Source organism: Inhella inkyongensis (assembly GCF_005952805.1).
GTDB lineage: Bacteria > Pseudomonadota > Gammaproteobacteria > Burkholderiales > Burkholderiaceae_C > Inhella > Inhella inkyongensis.
The window spans coordinates 2,292,986-2,311,641 of sequence record NZ_CP040709.1; the positions used below are offsets into that span (position 1 = coordinate 2,292,986).

Genomic DNA, 18,656 nt, shown 5'->3' on the forward strand with positions numbered 1-18,656 from the left:
TCCCCGGATGCAAACTTGGTTGATGAAGTCGGAGCCGGAAGAAGCTTCGATCGATGACTTGCAGCGCCTTGGCCGGCTGCCTTGGGTTGGGGTGCGCAACTACCAGGCGCGCAACTTCATGCGCGACGCCTTCCAGCTGGGAGACCGGGTGTTGTTTTATCACTCGTCCTGCGCGCAGCCTGGCATCGCCGGCATCGCCCGCGTGGCGTCCGGCGCTTATGCCGACCCGACGCAGTTCGACCCGAGCAACCCCTACTTCGACCCCAAGTCCAAACCTGAGGCACCGCGCTGGTTGCTGGTGGACGTCGCCTTCGAACGCAAGACCACCCTGCTACCGCTGAGCGAAATGAGACTACAGCCTGAGCTGGCCACCATGGCATTGCTGCAGCGTGGCAGCCGGCTCTCGATCACGCCTGTCAGCGACTCCGAGTGGGCATTTTTGGCGCAGCGCCTGACATGAGCGACGGCACCATCCTTGGCCTGGTGGCCCTGGGACTGAGCACCGGCCTGCTGGCAGGGCTGATGGGAATCGGCGGTGGCATGTTGATGGTGCCGGCCCTGACCGCCCTGCTGCGCGCCCAGGGCGTGGATGCGGATCTATCGGTCAAGATGGCCATCGCCACCTCCATGGCCTGCATCGTCGGCACTTCAGCCTCCAGCTTGCGGGCCCACCACCGCCGCGGCCAGGTGCGCTGGGACGTCTGGCGCGCCCTGGCGCCTGGCGTACTCGTGGGCGGCTTGTTGTCCGGGGCCACTCTGCTGGCCACGCTGCGCGGCCAATGGTTGGCCTGGGTGTTTGCCGCTTTTGTCGGGCTGTCAGCGCTACAGATGTGGCGCGGCGCGCGCAGCAGCGGCCGCTGGGATCTGCCCAGGCCCTTCGGCTTGGGCGCGGCCGGCGCGGGCATTGGTCTGGTCTCGGGTCTGGTGGGGGCCGGAGGCGGCTTCCTGTCGGTGCCCTTCCTGACCGCCTGCCGCGTCAGTATTCATCAGGCCGTGGCCACCAGCGCCGCACTGGGCCTGCCCATCGCGCTGGCCAATAGCGCCGGCTACTGGTGGGGCGGGCGGCATCTGGGCCAATCGTTGCCGGGTGCGCAAGGATTCTTCTACCTTCCGGCCCTCATCATCCTGATGCCGCTGAGCATGTTGGCGGCTCCGCTGGGCGCACGCTTGGCGCATGCCTTGCCGGTGGTGCAACTGCGTCGCGGCTTCGCGCTGCTGCTGCTGGGCCTGGCGGCCTCAATGATTTAAGCGCCGAAGGGAATGGCGGCTAGCACCACCTGGTTGCCGCCGCGCCGCTGGGCCTGCACCAGGGCGTCTTGACTGGCCCGCAGCAACTCCTCGTGGCTGGCCGCCGTGTGCGGAAAGCTGGCCACCCCCATTGAGACGGACAACCCCAAGTCCGAGCCATCCATGGCCACAATCTGCTGCGCACACTGGCGCCGCAGTTGCTCCATGCGCGAATGGGCCGTGGCCAGCCCAACGCCCGAAAGCAGCACCGCGAAATAGGGCTCACCGAGCCGACAGGCCGCATCCATGGCACGGGTATTGGCGCGCAACAAGCGGCCCAGGGCTTCGAACAGACGCCGCCGCGCCTCGCCTTGGTCGGGCATGCTGAGGGTCTGCGGAAGATCCACTGCGATCAGCACCAACGCAAATTCGCGATGCTCGCGGGTTGAGAGATCGATTTCACGTTGCAGCAGCTCATCAAACAGACCGCGCTGCTGCAGGCCGGTGGCTTCATCTCGCCCGGAGCCGGCCTGGGCCTCACGGCGCATGGCCTCCATCTCGGTCTGATGCTGCTCAATCTGCGCCAGCGCGCGCTGCAGATGCACTTCGCGGTGACGCTCTTGCGTGCGCTCAAACCAAGCCGTGGCCACATGGGCCGTCCCCATTGGCGCGCGCACCAAGGTGAACTCCCGGCGCCGTCCGCTCAAGTCAAGCCGGTGCTCAGTGGCCGTCATCATGCCGCTCTGCAGCACCTGCAACTCCACCCGGCGCATGGCCGCAGCCTCGTCGGGCCGCATCAGATCGGTGTCGGTCGAACCCACCAGGCTGGACTCGCTGCGCTCGAACAAGCGATCCAGCCCTTCTGAGACTTGCACATACTTGCCGCTGGCCATCGCCTTCACGGACACCCACACACCCAGCGCTTCCAGCATCCGCCAAAAGCTCATCGCGCTGGCGGGCGCACCAGCTTCAAGCATCCAGTCGGGAACAGGGGTGGGATCGGGCGAAGTCATCTGTTTTTGAGCGCGGAGCCAGCGCTCCGAGAGGAATAGAGGTCCAAGCCTGCGTGCAAGCAGTCTGCCATTGAAAGGCGACTTGTCTGGAGCTGGGCCTTAGGATGCCTGTGTGATTGTGACGGCAAGCCTGCGCCGTTTGGCGCCCCTCATTCTGGTGTTTTGGCACACTGCCCAGGCTCAGGTCCTCGATCTGCGCCTGTTGCAGACCGCCGACTTGCACATGCATCTGCTGGATCACGACTACAACACCGATGCGTCGAACCCACAGATCGGCCTGTCCCGGGTTGCCGCACTGATCCACCAGGCCCGCCGTGAACAGCCCAATCACCTGCTGATGGACAACGGCGACTTGCTGCAGGGCAGCGCACTCGGCGACTGGTGGGCGAAGCACAAGGGGCCCAAGACTCAAACGACGCCTGCCATCCATCCGGCTTACCGGGCCCTCAATGCCCTGCGCTACGACGCAGCCAATCTCGGCAACCACGATTTCGACTTCGGGCTGCCATTCTTGCGGCACGCCGTGCGCGGTGCGCGCTTTCCGGTGCTGAGCGCCAATGTGATGGCGCCCGACTGCCAACGAGCCGCCTTCACGCCCACCGCCTTGCTGCCGCGCCGCTGGCGTGATCAAACGGGTCGCCTCCAATTGCTGCGCGTTGGCCTGGTGGGGCTGGCCCCGCCACGCAGCCTCAATCTGTTGCGTGAACAAATGCAAGGGCGGATCTGTGTGCAGGACGCCGTGCAAGCGGCACAAGACGCTGTGGCGGCACTTCGGCGTCAACGGGCCGATCTGATCATCTTGATCGCCCACAGCGGCATCGGCGTGCAAAGCGCCCCCTTGCAGGACAACGTTGCGCTCACCCTGGCGAACCTGCCCGGCGTGGACGCACTGCTGCTCGGTCACGCCCACGGCGAGTTCCCAGGCCCCAATTGGCCGGAAGCCGCCGGCCAGGATGCGGAGGCCGGGCTGCTGCACGGCAAGCCGGCCGTCATGCCTGGGCGTTGGGGCAGCCATTTGGGCGTCATTGATCTGCGCCTTCAGCGACGGGCGGGTCGCTGGCAGGTTCTGTCTTCAAAAGTCGGGTTGCGACCGGTCTGGGATCGCGCGCAGCGGCGGCCGATGGTTGAGGCGGACCCACAAATCGCATCGCTACTGCAAGCGGAGCATCAGGCCACGCGCCAATGGGTGCAGCAGCCCTTGAGCCGAACCCGCCAGGCGCTCTACAGCCACTTCGCGCAGGTGCAGGACAGCGCCCTGATCCAACTCATCAACAACGCCCAACGCGAGCTGTTGGATCGGCTGCTTCAGCAGCCGGAACTGCAGCATCTCGCCAAGCTGCCCCGCCTGTCCGCGGCCTCACCCTTCAAAGCCGGCGGACCCTTGGGCTGGGGGCACTTCGTAGACATCGAACCCGGCCCCCTGGCCCTGCGCCATGCAGTGGAGCTCTACCCCTACCAGAATTACTTCAAGGTCCTGCGCGTCCGCGGCAGCCAACTCAAGGACTGGCTGGAAGCCAGCGCGAGTCAGTTCCACCAAATTGACCCGGCAGGCGCCGCAGAACAACTGCTGCTGCGCGAGGGGCAAGCCAGCTACAACTTCGATGTCATCGATGGCGTGAGCTATGAACTGGATCTGACCCAGCCTGCGCTATTCGATGACCAAGGTCAGCGCCGCAGTGGCCCAGGACGGGTACGCCATTTGCGCCTGCTGGGCCCCTCCGCGAAGCCAGTGGCGCCTGACGATGAATTCCTGGTGGCGACCAACAGCTATCGTGCGCGCGGCGGCGGCAGTTTTCCGGGGTTGGAACAGGCCGAAATGGTGATCGACTCCGCCCGCGAGAGCCGCAGCGTGCTGCTCGACTACCTGCGCGCTCATCCCGAAATCGAAGCCCGCCCGGACTTCAATTGGCGCATCCAGCCCGTTCCCGGTATTCGTCTGCTGTGGCGCAGCGGCCCGGGCGGTCTTAGGCATCTACCGGAGGCAGGATGGCTCGAACTGCGCCGCACTGAAGACGGCTCGGTGCTGTACACCCGCCCAGACTGAAGATTTCGGTCGACGGCTCAGACGTAGATGTCCAGCATCACCCCCGAGAGGCGCAACTGGGTCTGCAACACCCGCAGATTGGCGATGAACTGATAGGCCGCCGTGCGCTGCTCCACCAAAGAGCGCGCCAGATCGGGGTCCTGAGCCTGCAACTGAAACTCACTGGCCGCTCCCTGGTTGATGTCAGCCCGCGGCTGCGCATCGGTGCGCACCAGCTTGGTCGAAGCCAGGGCCACATTATTGGCCGACGCCCGCAGCTTTTCCTGCGCGGCAGACAGTCCGGCCAGAGCGGTAGACAGTTCAACAGCCATGGGGTCAGACCCAAATCCTCAACGGGCCTTGATTATCCGCCTGCGATCGGTGCCAGCAATAGGCCCCTCCACATGGCACCATCAACCCGCCACCGCCTCATAGGCTCCGTTCGAGACAAAGACCCGCACGCAATCCCCGCCTGTGGCCTTGGCCTCGCCGCAGGCCAGGGTGGCAGCCGCCATCACGGAATCCGGGGTTTCCAGGCTGGGCTGCAGCAGCACCACGCCGATGCTCCCCTTGACCCGAGCCCGATGCAGACCCCAGCGCAGCCGGTAGGCCGCAATGGCGGCGCGGATCTTCTCGGCCACGATCTCAGCGTAATGTTGATTGCAGTCCGGCAGCAACACCGCAAAGCGATCCTTCTCAATGCGCGCCACGGTGTCCGAGGCCCGCACTTTGGCCTGTAGCAACTGCCCCACGCCATAGAGGAAGTGGTCGGCGGTATCCATGCCCATGCCGGTGACGATCTCGCCGAACTTATCCAGGTCCAGCCACAGCACCGAAACCGGCTCGTTGCGGCGGCTGCCTACATGGTCGGACAGACGACGCTCGAACTCGCGCCGATTGGCCAACTCGGTGACCGGGTCGTGCTTGGCGGTCCAGGTCGGGGCCAGGCGCGCCGCGCGCGCTGCGGTCACATCCTCGACCACCCACATGGCCTCGCCCCTCGGCTGCTGCCAGTCCACCGGGCTGGCAGTCAGCTTGCCCCAGAAGCGGCCGCCATCGCGACGCACCAATTCAACTTCTTCGGTCATTGCCTGGCCGCTGCCAAAGGAGGCCTGCAGACGTTCGCTGACTGCGCTGTGGCTCGCATCCGACACAAACACCGTCCGCGTGGGCTGTTTGCTGAGGTCGCTGTCGTCGCCATGCGCGAACAAGTGGTTGAAAGGCTCACTGACCGAAGTGAACTGACCTTGGTCCACAAAGGCCACACACAGGGGTGTGCGCACCATGATGGCTTGCAGACGGGCGGAATGCTGGGGATCGGTCATGGGGGCTCCAGACAGGGTCAACACGGTCAATCTTCACCGAAGAGCGCGCCGGGTCAAGCGGCGCTATCCCTCAATCGTTCGGATTCAAGGGCACTCACTCGGCCAATTCCTCAGGATGCGGTGGTGCAATCGCCTCCGCCCAGTCCACCAAAGCTTCCAGGAGCGCTTGGCTGGCCTCGTCCTCATGCTGCGCTTGCAAGGCGTCCAGACGGTCCAGATAGTCCGCCAGCGGCAGCCCGCCGCCCTCGCCGTCATGCAGGCGTCGCGCACGCTGGGCCAGCCAGCGAGCACTCTCCTCCGGGCTGAGGCCCTCTGCATGATGGCGGGCGCGGAAGCGCCACAGCAGTTCATTCAGCCGCGCATCGCTGAAATGAACCCGCCCCTCGTGCACCCGCTGCGCCAACTGGCTGGCACTCCAGCCACGCACCTGCACCAGCAGCTTGCGGTCGCCCTCGCCCACAAAGCCGCCATAGAGGTTGGCTTCCGGGTCTGGCGGCGCCTGATCACCCGGGGGGGGCGCAAAAACCTCGTCCCACAGCCCAGCCAGCAAGCTCCCCTTGGCGCGCAGCTGCTCGGCATGTTGGAGTTGCTGCGCGACATCGATGCCCCAGTGCTGGGCGCGCGCCGGGCTCAGGGTCTGCAGGCTACTGACCACGAAGGGAGACTTGTTGACGTGGATGGTCTTGATCGGCAGCCGCGTCACGCCCTCTGGCAAGTCCGCTTGGCGGACAAATAGACGGGCTCGAATGGCATCGGCCCGCAAATCAAACAGCTCGCCGGGATCGCTGGCCAGATCCCACACGATCAGCTCGTTCTTGTTGCGCGGGTGGGTGGCCAGCGGCCACACCAGCGCCAGGCAACCGCGCTCCACGCCGTACATGCCCGAGACATGCAGCAGAGGTCGCGGCTGTGCCCCCACCTCGGCCCACACGGCGTCCTTGCGGCGCAACTTGAGCGCGAAATCAAAGAGCTTGGGCTGGCGCGCGCGGATCAGCCGCGCCAGGGCGATGGTTGCCCGGACATCCGACAAAGCATCATGCGCCGCCTCGTGCAACAGACCATTGGCCTTCGAGAGGCGCTCCAGCTTGAAGCTGACCCGACCGTCCTCGCCCACCGGCCATTCAATGCCCTCGGGCCGCAGAGCATGGGCCGCGCGCACCAGGTCCAGCAGGTCCCAGCGCCCACAGTCGTTCTGCCACTCACGGGCATAGGGGTCGATCAGATTGCGCCAGAACAAGTGGCGCGTGAACTCGTCGTCGAATCGCAGGGTGTTGTAACCCACGCCCACCGTACCCGGCTGGGCCAGCTCGCGCTCGATCAAGGCCGCGAACTCGGGCTCGGGCAGCCCGCGCTCCTGGCAGAGCTGGGGCAGGATGCCCGTCAATAGGCAGGATTCGGGGTCGGGCAGTCGGTCGTCCAGGGGCTGGCAGTACTGCATCACCGGCTCGCCAATCTCATTGAGCTCGGCATCGGTGCGGATGCCGGCAAACTGGGCCGGTAGGTCAAGCCGGGGCGAGCGGCCAAAGGTCTCGTAGTCGTGCCAGAAAAAGCTCAGGGACATGGGCTCAGCATAATCCCAGCCCTTTCCACTCGCGGGAACGCCCTTGCTGCGACGCTTGCTGATTTGGGTGCTGGGCCCCGTGCTGGCCCTCACCATGATGGGAACGCTGGCGGCCGCCTTTGTCTGGCAGCAACTGCCCAGCCTAGATGCCCTGGCCGACTACCAACCTAAAGAGCCGCTGCGCGTGCTGTCGGCCGATGGCGCTTTGCTGGGTGAATTCGGCAGCGAACGACGGCGCTTCGTGCCGCTGGCGCAGATCCCCAAGCCCCTGCAGAACGCCCTGCTGGCGGTGGAGGACGTGGACTTCTGGCAGCACCCTGGCCTGGACTTCTCCGGCATGCTGCGTGCGCTCTGGCACAACCTCTGGCATGAGCGGCCCCAAGGCGCCTCCACCATCACCCAGCAACTGGCCCGGGACATGTACCTGAGCAAGAAGCAGATCCTCAGCCGCAAGCTGGTGGAAATGCTGCTGGCGCTGAAGATGGAACGAGAGCTGGGCAAGGCCAAGATCCTGGAGGTCTACATGAACCAGATCTATCTGGGTCATCGGGCCTATGGCTTTGCGGCGGCGGCCGAGCGCTACTTTGGCAAGCCCTTGGCGCAACTGGACACCGCCGAGATTGCGCTGCTGGCCGGCTTGCCGCAAAACCCCGTGCATGTGAACCCGGTCGTCAACCTACCGCGCACCCTCAAGCGCCAGCAACATGTGTTGCAGCGCATGGTGGCCGTGGGCTTGATCGACGCCGCACAAGCTGAGCGCGCGCGCCAGCAGCCGCTGCGCCTGCGGCCCGTCAACCCCTTGAGCGGCACCGCCGATCACGCGCTGGAGATGGTGCGCGCCGAGCTCTTTGCCCGCTTCGGCGAGGAGGTCTACACCCGCGGCCTGACCGCCCACACCACGCTGCTGGCCGCCGAGCAGCGCGCCGCCCATGCGGGCCTGCGCCGGGCGCTATGGGCTTTGGAGCGCCGCCAGCCCTATCGCGGCGCCGAGGAAGGGCAGGCCGATCTGGACGCCGACGGCGACATTCCCGACGCCGCGTTTTCCGAACACCCGGACTTGGACGAAAGCCGCGCCGGCATCGTCGTGGCGGTCAGCCGCGATGGGCTGGATCTGCAACTGCGCGATGGCCGGCGCATCCAGCTCGAAGGCAGCGCTCTACGCCCCGCCCTGCCCTTCATCGGCGCCCAGGTGCCGCTGGATCGCCGCATTCAGCGCGGTGCCCGGCTGCGCGTGCAGGAACTCGGACCGGGTCGCTGGATCCTGGTGCAACGTCCGCAGGCCGAGGGCGCGGTCGTCAGCCTGGACCCGCGTGACGGCAGCCTGCGCGCCCTGGTGGGCGGCTTCGATTTCCAGCGCTTGCAGTTCAACCACGCCACGCAGGCCTACCGCCAACCCGGTTCGAGCTTCAAGCCCCTGGTGTACTCGGCCCTGATCGAGCAAGGGGCCAACGGCGCCACCCAGGTCAGTGACCAGCCCATCCAGATTGGCGATTGGCAGCCTCGCAACCACGATGGTCAGTACGAGGAGTCGATCAACTTGGCCGACGCCCTGGCTCGCAGCAAGAACATGGTCACCATCCGCCTGGTGCAAGAAATGGGGCCTGAGCGCGTGCGCGCCTGGAGCGGGTTGTTCGGCCTAGAGGCCGATCGCCAACCTGCCAACCTCACCCTGGCCCTGGGTTCCGGTGCCGCCACGCCTTTTCAGATGGCCAGCGCCTATGGGGTGTTTGCCAGCGGTGGTCAACGCCACCCCACCCGCTTGATCACCGAAGTGCGAGACGCAAAGGGCGCACTGGTGTTTCAGGCCCAAGCGCAGCCCCCGGCCCAGGCGATCTCGCCACGCAACGCCTTTGTCACGGCGCAGCTTCTGCACGGGGTGATGGCGCGCGGCACCGGCGCCAAGGCCAGCCAAGCCCTGCAACGCAGCGATCTGTACGGCAAGACCGGCACCACCAACGACGCCGTGGACGCCTGGTTTGTGGGCTTTCAAGCCGAACGGGTGGCCTCGGTGTGGATCGGTTACCCACAACCGCGCTCATTGGGCGATCGCGAAAGCGGCGGCGGGCTGGCCCTGCCCGTGTGGGTGGATGTCATGCGGGTCGCCTTGAAGGCGACGCCCCTTGCCCCTCTGCAACCGCCAGACGATGGGCTGGTGGCCCAGGACGGCACGTGGCTGTATGAAGAGTTCGCCGGAGAGGCTGCCTTGAAAACAATCGGCCAGCCTCCCAGCGCCGCATCCGCCCCGGCCTCTAGCGCTTTTTGACGATCACGCTGCCGATCGAATAGCCGGCACCAAAGGAGCAGATCACACCCAGGTCGCCCTGGGCCAGATCACCGCGGTGCTGGTGGAAGGCAATGATGGAGCCGGCAGAAGCGGTATTGCCCCATTCATCCAGGATCAGGGGCGCCACCTCCGAGCCGGCCTCGGCGCCCACCAGCTTCTTGATGACCAGCTGGTTCATGCCCAAGTTGGCCTGGTGCAGCCAGAAGCGCTTGACCTGAGTCGGCGCAATGTCCAACTGGCCCAAATGCGCCTCAATGTGCGCGGCGGCCATCGGGACGACTTCCTTGAAGACCTTGCGCCCTTCCTGACGAAAGGTCTTGTCGCGTTCTCTTCCGTTGCTGTCTTCGCAGCGGTTCATGAAGCCGAAGTTGTTGCGGATGTTGTTGGAGTACTGGGTCACCAGCTGCGTACCCAACACATCCCACTGTTCGGCGCTGACGGCCGTGTCGGCGCGCTCCACCAGCACCGCCGTGCAGGTGTCACCAAAGATGAAGTGGCAATCCCGGTCCCGCCACTCCAAGTGAGCGGAAGTGATCTCGGGGCTCACCACCAGGGCGCAGCGGGCACTGCCCACCTTCACGGCGTTCACCGCCTGCTCGATGCCGAAGGTGGCCGAGGAGCAGGCCACATTCATATCGAATCCATAGCCCTTGGCACCCAAGGCGGCCTGGATCTCGCAGGCCATGGCCGGGTAGCCGCGCTGCATATTGGCCGCCGCGCAGTACACGGCGTCAATCTCGCTGGGGTCGCGGCCGGCGGCGGCGCAGGCCTGGCGCGCGGCTTCGACAGCAATCTCGGCCATCACGGAGAGCTGATCGTCGGAGCGCGCCGGAATCTTGGGATACATGCGCGCCGGGTCCAGCACGCCGTCCTTATCCATCACATAGCGGTTCTTGATGCCGCTGGCTTTTTCAATGAACTCCACGCTGGAGGGCTGCAGGGCCACGACCTCGCCAGCGGCGATCTCGGCCGCATGCTCGGCATTGAAGCGCTCGACATAGGCGTTGAAGCTGGCGACCAACTCGGCATTGGAAATCTGATGCGGCGGGCGATAGAGCCCGGTGCCGGTGATGACGGCTTGGTACATGGGGTGTCCTTGATTCCTGAATGCGCGGCAGTTTAGTGAGCCTCCCCCCCGGCTCACGGGGGGTTTCACCGTAGACCCTCCCTAGAATCCGCCCCTTCGCGCGCGCGTGCGCTGCGCCCCAAAAAAGCTCTGAGCCATGACCGAACTTGCCAAGTCCTTTGAACCCGCCGCCCTCGAAGCCCACTGGGGTCCGACCTGGGAGGCCGAGGGCCTGTATGCGCCGACGATGGATGCGGCCAAGCCCAGCTTCTGCATCCAGCTGCCGCCCCCCAATGTGACCGGCACCCTGCACATGGGCCATGCGTTCAACCAGACCATCATGGACTCGTTGACCCGCATGCACCGCATGAAGGGCCACAACACCCTTTGGGTGCCCGGTACCGACCACGCCGGCATTGCCACCCAGATCGTGGTGGAGCGTCAGCTCCAGGGGCAAAGCCGCCACGACCTGGGCCGCAAGAACTTCGTCGCCAAGGTCTGGGAGTGGAAAGAGGAGTCGGGCTCGACCATCACGCGACAGATGCGCCGCATGGGCGACTCGGTGAGCTGGGCCCACGAGTACTTCACGATGGACGAGAAGCTCTCGACCACCGTCACCGACACCTTTGTGAAGCTCTACGAAGAAGGCCTGATCTACCGCGGCAAGCGCCTGTGCAGCTGGGACCCGATCCTGCAATCCGCGGTCTCAGACCTCGAGGTCGAGAGCGAGGAGGAAGACGGCTCGCTCTGGCACATCCGCTACCCGCTGGCTGAGGTGGAAGGTGCGGGTAGTGAAAGCCTGGTGGTGGCCACCACCCGACCTGAGACCATGCTGGGTGACACCGCCGTCATGGTCCACCCCGAGGACGAGCGCTACGCCCACCTGATCGGCAAGCAGGTCAAGCTGCCCATCACCGGCCGCCTGATTCCGGTGATTGCCGACGCCTATGTGGACAAGGAGTTCGGCACGGGCGTGGTCAAGGTCACCCCGGCGCACGACACCAATGACTACCAGGTCGGTCTGCGTCACGGCCTGCCCATGCTCACCATCTTTGACCTGCACGCCAAGGTGAGCAACGCCGAAGCGGCAGACATCCCGGCCGAGTACATCGGCCTGGACCGCTTCGTGGCGCGCAAGCAGATCGTCGCCGCACTGGACGCGCAAGGCCTGCTGGTGGAGGTCAAGAAGCACAAGCTGATGGTGCCGCGCTGCGCCCGCACCGGTCAGGTCATCGAGCCCATGCTGACGGACCAGTGGTTCGTGGCCGTCACCAAGCCCGGCGCCTCGGGGAAATCAATCGCCGACGGCGCCATCGAAGCCGTGGCCTCGGGCGAGGTGAAGTTCGTGCCCGAAAACTGGACCAACACCTACAACCACTGGATGGGCAATCTGCAGGATTGGTGCATCAGCCGCCAGCTCTGGTGGGGCCATCAGATCCCGGCCTGGTACGACGAGGACGGCAAGGTCTACGTGGCGCGCAGCGAGGCCGAGGCTCAGGCACAAGCGCCCGGAAAGACGCTCAAGCGCGACGAGGACGTGCTGGACACCTGGTACTCCTCGGCCCTGGTGCCCTTCTCCACCCTGAACGACAAGGAACAGGACCTGTTCCTGCCCAGCTCGGTGCTGGTGACGGGCTACGACATCATCTTCTTCTGGGTCGCCCGGATGATCATGATGACCAAGCACTTCACCGGCAAGGTGCCCTTCCGCCATGTCTACATCCACGGCCTGGTGCTCGATGCCCAGGGCAAGAAGATGAGCAAGAGTGAGGGCAATGTGCTGGATCCGGTCGATCTGATTGACGGCATTGAGCTGGCTCCGCTGCTGGACAAGCGCACCCAGGGCCTGCGCAAGCCTGAGACGGCACCGAAGGTGCGCAAGGCCACCGAGCAGGAGTTCCCGGACGGCATTCCCGGCTACGGCGCCGACGCCCTGCGCTTCACCTTTGCCTCGCTGGCCACCCTGGGCCGCTCGATCAATTTCGACTCCAAGCGCTGCGAGGGCTACCGCAACTTCTGCAACAAGCTCTGGAACGCCACCCGCTTCGTGTTGATGAACACCGAAGGCCAGGACTGCGGCTTTGTCGAGCATCCGGGCGGCATCTGCCCCAAGGGTTTCAATCACTTCAGCCCGGCGGATCGCTGGATCGTCAGCCGTCTGCAGCGCGTCGAGACCGAGGTGGCCAAGGCCTTTGCCGACTACCGCCTGGACCTGGTGGCCAACACGCTCTACAGCTTTGTGTGGGACGAGTACTGCGACTGGTACCTTGAGATCGCCAAGGTGCAGCTGCAAGAAGCCAAGAACGTGGGCAATGAGCCCGCCGCCCGCGGCACCCGCCGCACCCTGATCCGCGTGCTGGAAACCGTGCTGCGCCTGCTGCACCCCATCACCCCCTTCATCACCGAAGAGCTGTGGCAGACCGTGGCCGTGGTGGCCGACCGCAAGAAGGTCGACGACGGCCGCCGCATCGTCACCGCCGCCTACCCAGAGGCAAATCTAGAAAAGCTGGACGAAACCTCCGAAGCCTGGGTCGCGCGCCTGCAAGAGGCCGTGGGTGTGTGCCGCAGCCTGCGCAGCGAGATGAAGCTCAGCCCCGCCGAACGCGTGCCACTGCTTGTGAGTGGGGACACCACCTTCCTGGCCGAGGCTGCGCCGCTGATCAAGGCCCTGGCCAAGCTCAGCGAACTGCGCGTGCTGGATGACGCGGCTTTTTCCCAAGCCACACGCCTGGCCCCGGTGCTGGTCCTGGGCGGCGCGCGGTTGGCACTCGAAGTGCAGATCGACATCGAGGCCGAGCGCGCCCGCCTGGCCAAGGAGATCGGCCGGCTTGAGGGCGAGATCGTCAAGGCCAATGCCAAACTCGGCAACGAGAGCTTTGTGGCCCGCGCGCCCGAAGCCGTGGTGGCGCAAGAGCGCCAACGCCTGGCCGACTTCGAAGCCCAGTTGACCCAGCAACGCGAACAGGCCACGCGCCTCGGATAAACAGCATGGCCCAAACCGTCACCAAAGCCGTCTTCCCCGTCGCAGGTCTGGGCACCCGCTTCCTGCCCGCCACCAAGGCCCAGCCCAAGGAAATGCTGCCGGTGGTCGACAAGCCGCTGATTCAGTACGCGGTCGAGGAGGCTTATGCCGCGGGCGTGCGCGAAATGATCTTCGTCACCGGACGCCACAAGCGGCCCATCGAAGACCACTTCGACATGACCTTCGAGCTCGAGGTGGCGCTGGAACAGGCCAACAAGCGCGAGCTGCTCGACGTGGTGCGCTCGGTCAAGCCCGATGACATGGAGTGCATTTATGTGCGCCAGGCTCAAGCCCTGGGCCTGGGCCACGCCGTGCTGTGCGCCCAGCGCCTGATCGGCAACGACCCCTTTGCGGTCTTGCTGGCTGACGACCTGATGGTGGGAGAACAACCCATCCTGAAGCAGATGGCCGAGCAGTTCGACGAGTGGCAGGCCAGCATCATCGCGGTGCAGGAAGTGCCCGCCGAGCACACGCGCCGCTATGGCATCGTGGCCGGCACCGAGGTCAACGAACGCCTGCTGGACATCAACCGCATCGTTGAAAAGCCCGCGCCTGAAGTGGCCCCCTCGCGCCTGGGCGTGGCGGGCCGCTACATCCTGACGCCCGGTGTGCTCCGAGAAATCGCCAACCAACCGCGCGGTGTGGGCGGCGAGATTCAGCTCACCGACGGCATCGCCGGATTGCTGCGGCGCGAAAAGGTCTTCGCCTACCGCTACGAGGGCCGTCGCTACGACTGCGGCAGCAAGGAAGGCTTCTTGGAAGCCAATGTCGAGTTGGCCCTGGCCCACCCGCAGATCGGCCCGGGCTTCCGGGACTTCCTCAAAACACTGGCGCTGTAAAGAACAAAGGGGCTCCTCGGAGCCCCTTTGTTTTTCAACTCCACTTCAGCGCCGGCCGCTGCGCCAGTACTGCATCAGGCCGAAGGCGCCCAGCATGCCGCCCAAGTGCGCAAAGTGCGCCACGCCCATGCCGCCGGTCAAGCCCATCAGCAGCTCCAGGCCACCGAATACCGCCACGAAGACCTTGGCCTTCATCGGGATGGGCGGGAACAAGGGCATGATGACCCGCTCGGGAAAAATCATGCCAAAGGCCAGCAGCAGGCCAAAGAGCGCGCCCGATGCCCCGACCGTGGGTGCGGAGCTGCCAATGGCGGCTGTGAACAGCAGCTGCACGGCGGCCGCGCTCAGCACGCTGGCCAACAGCAGATGGAGATAGCGCTTTTGCCCGAACAGGCGCTCCAGTTCGCCACCAAACATCCACAGGCCCAGCATGTTGAAGAACAGATGCATCACATCGCCGTGGAAGAAGGCGTAGCTCAGCAACTGCCAAGGCATGAAGGCCCCAGAGGCCAGCGGGTAGAGCGCAAACCAATAGGTCAACAGCGGCCACAGCACGCTGGCGCAGAACAGACCCACACAGGCCAGCATCAGGGCCTTGGTGATCGGGGGCATTGAGGGCATGAAAACTCGACTCTGCAAACCCCGACTCCCGGGGCGGCCCGCAGTGTAGGGGCCAGATCGTCAGAGGAATTCTTGGTGCCCAGGGTCGGACTCGAACCGACACGCCTTGCGGCGAGGGATTTTGAGTCCCTTGCGTCTACCGATTTCGCCACCTGGGCAGGTTGCACACCGCGCGCTTCTTCAACAATCCTTCAACATTCGCGGTGTTTGCAAGGCATCGCCTTGTCGGAAGCCCGCTATTCTGCCACAGCATTTCAGGGCTTCTGAGCAAACCTGCACAATTGAGCGCATGAGCCCAAGTTATCCGACCCTCGAAGACGTGATTGGCCGCACCCCGCTGGTGCGTTTGCAGCGCCTGCTCTCGCCCGAGCTGGCCGCGCGCGGCAATGTGATTCTGGCCAAGCTGGAAGGCAATAACCCGGCCGGCTCGGTGAAAGACCGGCCCGCCATCAGCATGATCAAACGCGCCGAGGAGCGCGGCGAAATCAAGCCCGGCGACACACTCATCGAGGCCACCAGTGGCAACACGGGCATCGCCTTGGCCATGGCTGCCGCGATCCGCGGCTACCGCATGGTCTTGATCATGCCGGAGGACCTCAGCATCGAACGCGCGCAGACCATGAAGGCCTTCGGCGCCGAGCTGATCCTGACCCCGCGCAGCGGTGGCATGGAGTACGCCCGCGATCTGGCCGAGCAGATGGCACGCGAAGGCAAGGGCCGCGTGCTCGATCAATTCGCCAACGCCGACAACCCGCGCGTGCACTTCGAAACCACCGGCCCCGAGATCTGGCAGGACACCGCCGGGCACATCACCCACTTCGTTTCGGCCATGGGCACCACGGGCACCATCACCGGTGTGTCGCGCTATCTGAAGTCGGTGAAGCCCGAGGTGCGCATCGTGGGCGCTCAGCCGCAGGAGGGTTCGCGCATTCCCGGCATCCGCAAATGGCCCGAAGCCTATCTGCCCAAGATCTACGACCCCAGCGGCATCGACGAGTTGGTGCTCGTCAGCCAGTCCGAAGCCGAGGCCATGGCGCGACGTCTGGCGCGCGAAGAAGGCCTGTTCGCCGGCATCTCGGCGGCCGGTGCCTGCTGCGTGGCACTGAGCATCGCGCGCGTGGTGTCAAACGCCACCATCGTCTTCGTCGTCTGCGATCGCGGCGATCGCTACCTCTCGACGGGCGTCTTTCCAGCATGAACAATGCCCCCAGTCTCCCTTTGGTCGCCCCCCCCCCTGGGGGGCGCTGCTGCCCTTGGGGCGGCCCGGCGGGCAGCATGAAGCACTGCCCCGACTGCGCCACGGAACTGGCCGACATCGAGTTGCATGAAGACGGCGGCCCCAAGACCCGTCGCCGCTGCCCGGCCTGCGGCTTCACGCACTGGAACAACCCCACCCCCGTGCTGGCCGCCGTGGTGGAGTGTGTGGATCAAGGCGGTCGTCTGCTGCTGGCGCGCAATGCGGCCTGGGAGGGGCGCTTCTTTGGCTTGATCACCGGCTTCATGGAAGCCGGCGAGTCTCCTGAGGACGGCATCCTGCGCGAGGTGCTGGAGGAGACCGGCCTGCGCCCCACAGCGCCGCCACGCCTCTTGGGCGTGTGGGACTTTCAAAAGAAAAACCAACTCATCGTGGCCTATCACGTCGCCGCGGCGGGCGAGGTGCGCCTCAGCCCCGAGTTGGCCGAATACAAGCTGCTGGAGCCCGCGAAGGTGCGCTGCTGGCCTCAAGGCACCGGCCAGGCCCTCGCCACTTACCTGCGGCAACGCGGCATCGAACCCCAGTTTTTTGAATGAGCAACCCTGACTTCGATCTCGATCTGGATGTGCGCGGCCTGAACTGCCCCCTGCCCATCCTCAAGGCCAAGAAGGCCCTGGCGGAGCTTTCCAGCGGCCAGGTGCTGTGCATCCACGCCACCGACCCCGGCTCGACCCGCGACTTCCAGGCCTTTGCGCGCCAAACCGGCCACGAGCTCCTGGCTCAACGCCAGGAGTCCGGTGAGTTCACGCACTGGTTGCGCAAGAAGTAATCAGTCGACGGCCATCGCCTCTTCGGCCAGGGCCTTGTTGTGCGTGCGGTGCAGCTTGCGCAGCTCCACGGCATCCAGCTCGGAAACCGTCTTCTCCCCGCGCTGCAGCCGGAACAGTCGGGTTGAGGTGCTGACCAGCGCAATCTGACGCTGCATATCCAGCGTCGAGGCCGAGAGCTCCTCGACCAAGGCGGTGTTCTGCCGTGTCACGCCATCCAGGCTGGCCATGGCCTCATTGATCTGGCCGATGCCCTGCTGCTGCTCCAGCGCCGCCACGCGGATTTCTTCCAAGGCCTGGTGCACGCTGGCCACCGCCTGCAGGGCCGCATCCACGCGGTTGCTGGCCTCGCCCGTGTGGCTGTCGCCCGCGGCTACGCACTCGCCGGCTTCGGCAATCAGACGGCGAATCTCGCGCGCGGCCTCGGCCGCCCGGCCCGCCAGCGACCGCACCTCGTCGGCCACCACCGCAAAGCCCTTGCCGGATTCACCCGCCCGCGCCGCCTCCACCGAGGCATTGAGGGCCAGGATATTGGTCTGGAAGGCCACCCCCTCCACCACCTGCACCATCTCGCCGATGCGCCGTGTGGCGTCTTGAATCGCGGCCATGCTGCTGGCCACCTGCTGCACGCGTTGCTGGCTGTCCTGCGCCACGCGGGTGGTCTCGCCGGCCAGCTCACTGCCCCGCTGGGCCGAGGCCGCCGTATTGCTCACCGTGCCGGTGATCTGCTCCATGCTGGAAGCCGTGGTCTGCAAATTGGACGCTTGGTTCTCGGTCCGGTTGGCCAGGTCCACACCGCCGCTGGCGATCTCGCGCAGCTGCGTCTGCAGGCCATCGATGTCGGTGCGTGCATCCAGCACCACGGTACGCAGATTCACCGCCAATTGGTTCAAGGCCTGCTGCAACTCGCCATTCAAGCCTGTGGCATCCACGGCCACATCCTGGGTCAAATCGCCCGAGCCCAAGGCCTGAGCATCCTCCAGAAGCCGACGCAGCGGTGCCTGCAGCACCGATTTCAGGCTCCACATCCCCAGCCCGGCCAATCCCAGGCCCACCAGCAGCCCCGCCGTCTTGGGCAGCCACCAGCCGGCCGCCAGCGCGCCCGCCACCGGCATCAGCGCCAGGCCAAAAAGCCAGGCCTGCTCGCCTGGGAGCATGCGCTGGACCAGCGCCCCCAATCGGTCCACGCGCCGGAATTGCCCTTGCTCCAGCGCCAGCTTGCGCTGACCCGCAGCCGCCTCGGCGCGCATCTGGGCATAGGCCCGCTCGGCCTGCTCCACCACCGTGCGCGGGCAGGGCACCCGCACGGACAAATAGCCGGTAATCCGGTCCCCGTCCTTCATCGGCGTGGCGTTGGCCATCACCCAGTAGTGGTCGCCGTTCTTGCGTCGGTTCTTCACCGGCCCACGCCAGGGCAAGCCCTTCTGGATGGTGTCCCAGAGGTCGCGGAAGGCCTCCTCGGGCATGTCGGGGTGGCGCACCAGGTTGTGCGGCTGACCCAAAAGTTCCTCGGCCGTGAAGCCGCTGACCTCGATGAACGCCTTGTTGCAAAAGGTGATGCGGCCCTTGAGGTCGGTCACGCTGACCAGGGTCTTGCCGACCGGAAAGGGGAACTCGCGCCCGGAGACAGGCTGGTTGTTGCGCATGAAGCCC

The 18,656-nt window shown here is 65.6% G+C and carries 16 protein-coding genes and 1 tRNA gene; 9 read left to right on the forward strand and 8 right to left on the reverse strand.

Annotation, left to right across the window (positions count from 1 at the left end; all coding sequences use genetic code 11):
- Positions 1-7 precede the first annotated feature (7 nt).
- Positions 8-460 (forward strand): EVE domain-containing protein, encoded by a 453-nt coding sequence (locus FF090_RS10890; RefSeq protein ID WP_138856751.1) that lies wholly within the window; start codon positions 8-10, stop codon positions 458-460.
- A complete protein-coding gene (locus FF090_RS10895; RefSeq protein WP_138856752.1) occupies positions 457-1,248 on the forward strand; it encodes a sulfite exporter TauE/SafE family protein in 792 nt (263 codons plus the stop codon). The genes FF090_RS10890 and FF090_RS10895 overlap by 4 nt, the downstream gene beginning before the upstream one ends.
- Here the strand turns inward: FF090_RS10895 and FF090_RS10900 are convergent.
- Positions 1,245-2,240, reverse strand: coding sequence for a GGDEF domain-containing protein (locus FF090_RS10900; RefSeq protein WP_138856753.1), 996 nt, complete (start codon positions 2,238-2,240; stop codon positions 1,245-1,247). The genes FF090_RS10895 and FF090_RS10900 overlap by 4 nt on opposite strands.
- 112 nt (positions 2,241-2,352) lie before the next feature.
- On the opposite strand from FF090_RS10900, the gene FF090_RS10905 reads away from it, so the two are divergent.
- Positions 2,353-4,284, forward strand: coding sequence for a bifunctional 2',3'-cyclic-nucleotide 2'-phosphodiesterase/3'-nucleotidase (locus FF090_RS10905; protein WP_138856754.1), 1,932 nt, complete (start codon positions 2,353-2,355; stop codon positions 4,282-4,284).
- Between the two features lie 17 nt (positions 4,285-4,301).
- Here FF090_RS10905 and FF090_RS10910 read toward each other — a convergent pair whose 3' ends face one another.
- The 3 genes from FF090_RS10910 to sbcB form a co-directional block, all read right to left on the reverse strand.
- Entirely contained in the window at positions 4,302-4,595 is a 294-nt protein-coding gene (locus FF090_RS10910; protein ID WP_138856755.1) for a hypothetical protein, read from the reverse strand.
- A gap of 81 nt (positions 4,596-4,676) precedes the next feature.
- Positions 4,677-5,588 carry a GGDEF domain-containing protein gene (locus FF090_RS10915; RefSeq protein ID WP_138856756.1) on the reverse strand — a complete coding sequence of 304 codons (912 nt, stop codon included), beginning with the start codon at positions 5,586-5,588 and terminating at the stop codon, positions 4,677-4,679.
- Positions 5,589-5,682: 94 nt separating this feature from the next.
- Positions 5,683-7,149 carry an exodeoxyribonuclease I gene (gene sbcB / locus FF090_RS10920; protein WP_138856757.1) on the reverse strand — a complete coding sequence of 489 codons (1,467 nt, stop codon included), beginning with the start codon at positions 7,147-7,149 and terminating at the stop codon, positions 5,683-5,685.
- A gap of 43 nt (positions 7,150-7,192) precedes the next feature.
- Here sbcB and FF090_RS10925 point away from each other — a divergent pair, with 43 nt between their 5' ends.
- Positions 7,193-9,412 (forward strand): penicillin-binding protein 1A, encoded by a 2,220-nt coding sequence (locus FF090_RS10925; RefSeq protein ID WP_221304997.1) that lies wholly within the window; start codon positions 7,193-7,195, stop codon positions 9,410-9,412.
- On the opposite strand, the gene FF090_RS10930 is transcribed toward FF090_RS10925, so the two are convergent.
- On the reverse strand, positions 9,399-10,520 hold the full coding sequence (locus FF090_RS10930) for a beta-ketoacyl-ACP synthase III (protein ID WP_138856758.1): 1,122 nt from the start codon (positions 10,518-10,520) through the stop codon (positions 9,399-9,401). The genes FF090_RS10925 and FF090_RS10930 overlap by 14 nt on opposite strands.
- A 136-nt stretch (positions 10,521-10,656) precedes the next feature.
- Between FF090_RS10930 and FF090_RS10935 the strand changes: the two genes are divergently transcribed.
- A complete protein-coding gene (locus tag FF090_RS10935) occupies positions 10,657-13,482 on the forward strand; it encodes a valine--tRNA ligase (protein ID WP_138856759.1) in 2,826 nt (941 codons plus the stop codon).
- Between the two features lie 5 nt (positions 13,483-13,487).
- Positions 13,488-14,360: a UTP--glucose-1-phosphate uridylyltransferase GalU gene (gene galU, locus FF090_RS10940; protein WP_138856760.1), complete on the forward strand. Its 873-nt coding sequence runs from the start codon at positions 13,488-13,490 to the stop codon at positions 14,358-14,360.
- Positions 14,361-14,405: 45 nt separating this feature from the next.
- On the opposite strand, the gene FF090_RS10945 is transcribed toward galU, so the two are convergent.
- Entirely contained in the window at positions 14,406-14,981 is a 576-nt protein-coding gene (locus tag FF090_RS10945) for a rhomboid family intramembrane serine protease (RefSeq protein WP_138856761.1), read from the reverse strand.
- 73 nt (positions 14,982-15,054) lie between these two features.
- Positions 15,055-15,139, reverse strand: a tRNA-Leu gene (locus FF090_RS10950).
- Positions 15,140-15,270: 131 nt separating this feature from the next.
- Between FF090_RS10950 and cysM the strand changes: the two genes are divergently transcribed.
- From cysM to FF090_RS10965, 3 genes are all read left to right on the forward strand, one after another.
- Entirely contained in the window at positions 15,271-16,179 is a 909-nt protein-coding gene (gene cysM, locus FF090_RS10955; protein WP_138856762.1) for a cysteine synthase CysM, read from the forward strand.
- A 77-nt stretch (positions 16,180-16,256) separates the two neighbouring features.
- On the forward strand, positions 16,257-16,772 hold the full coding sequence (locus FF090_RS10960) for an NUDIX domain-containing protein (protein WP_138856763.1): 516 nt from the start codon (positions 16,257-16,259) through the stop codon (positions 16,770-16,772).
- Positions 16,769-17,005 (forward strand): sulfurtransferase TusA family protein, encoded by a 237-nt coding sequence (locus FF090_RS10965; protein WP_138856764.1) that lies wholly within the window; start codon positions 16,769-16,771, stop codon positions 17,003-17,005. Before FF090_RS10960 ends, FF090_RS10965 begins: the two co-directional genes overlap by 4 nt.
- Here the strand turns inward: FF090_RS10965 and FF090_RS10970 are convergent, their stop codons facing one another.
- Positions 17,006-18,649 carry a methyl-accepting chemotaxis protein gene (locus FF090_RS10970; RefSeq protein WP_138856765.1) on the reverse strand — a complete coding sequence of 548 codons (1,644 nt, stop codon included), beginning with the start codon at positions 18,647-18,649 and terminating at the stop codon, positions 17,006-17,008.
- Positions 18,650-18,656 lie beyond the last annotated feature (7 nt).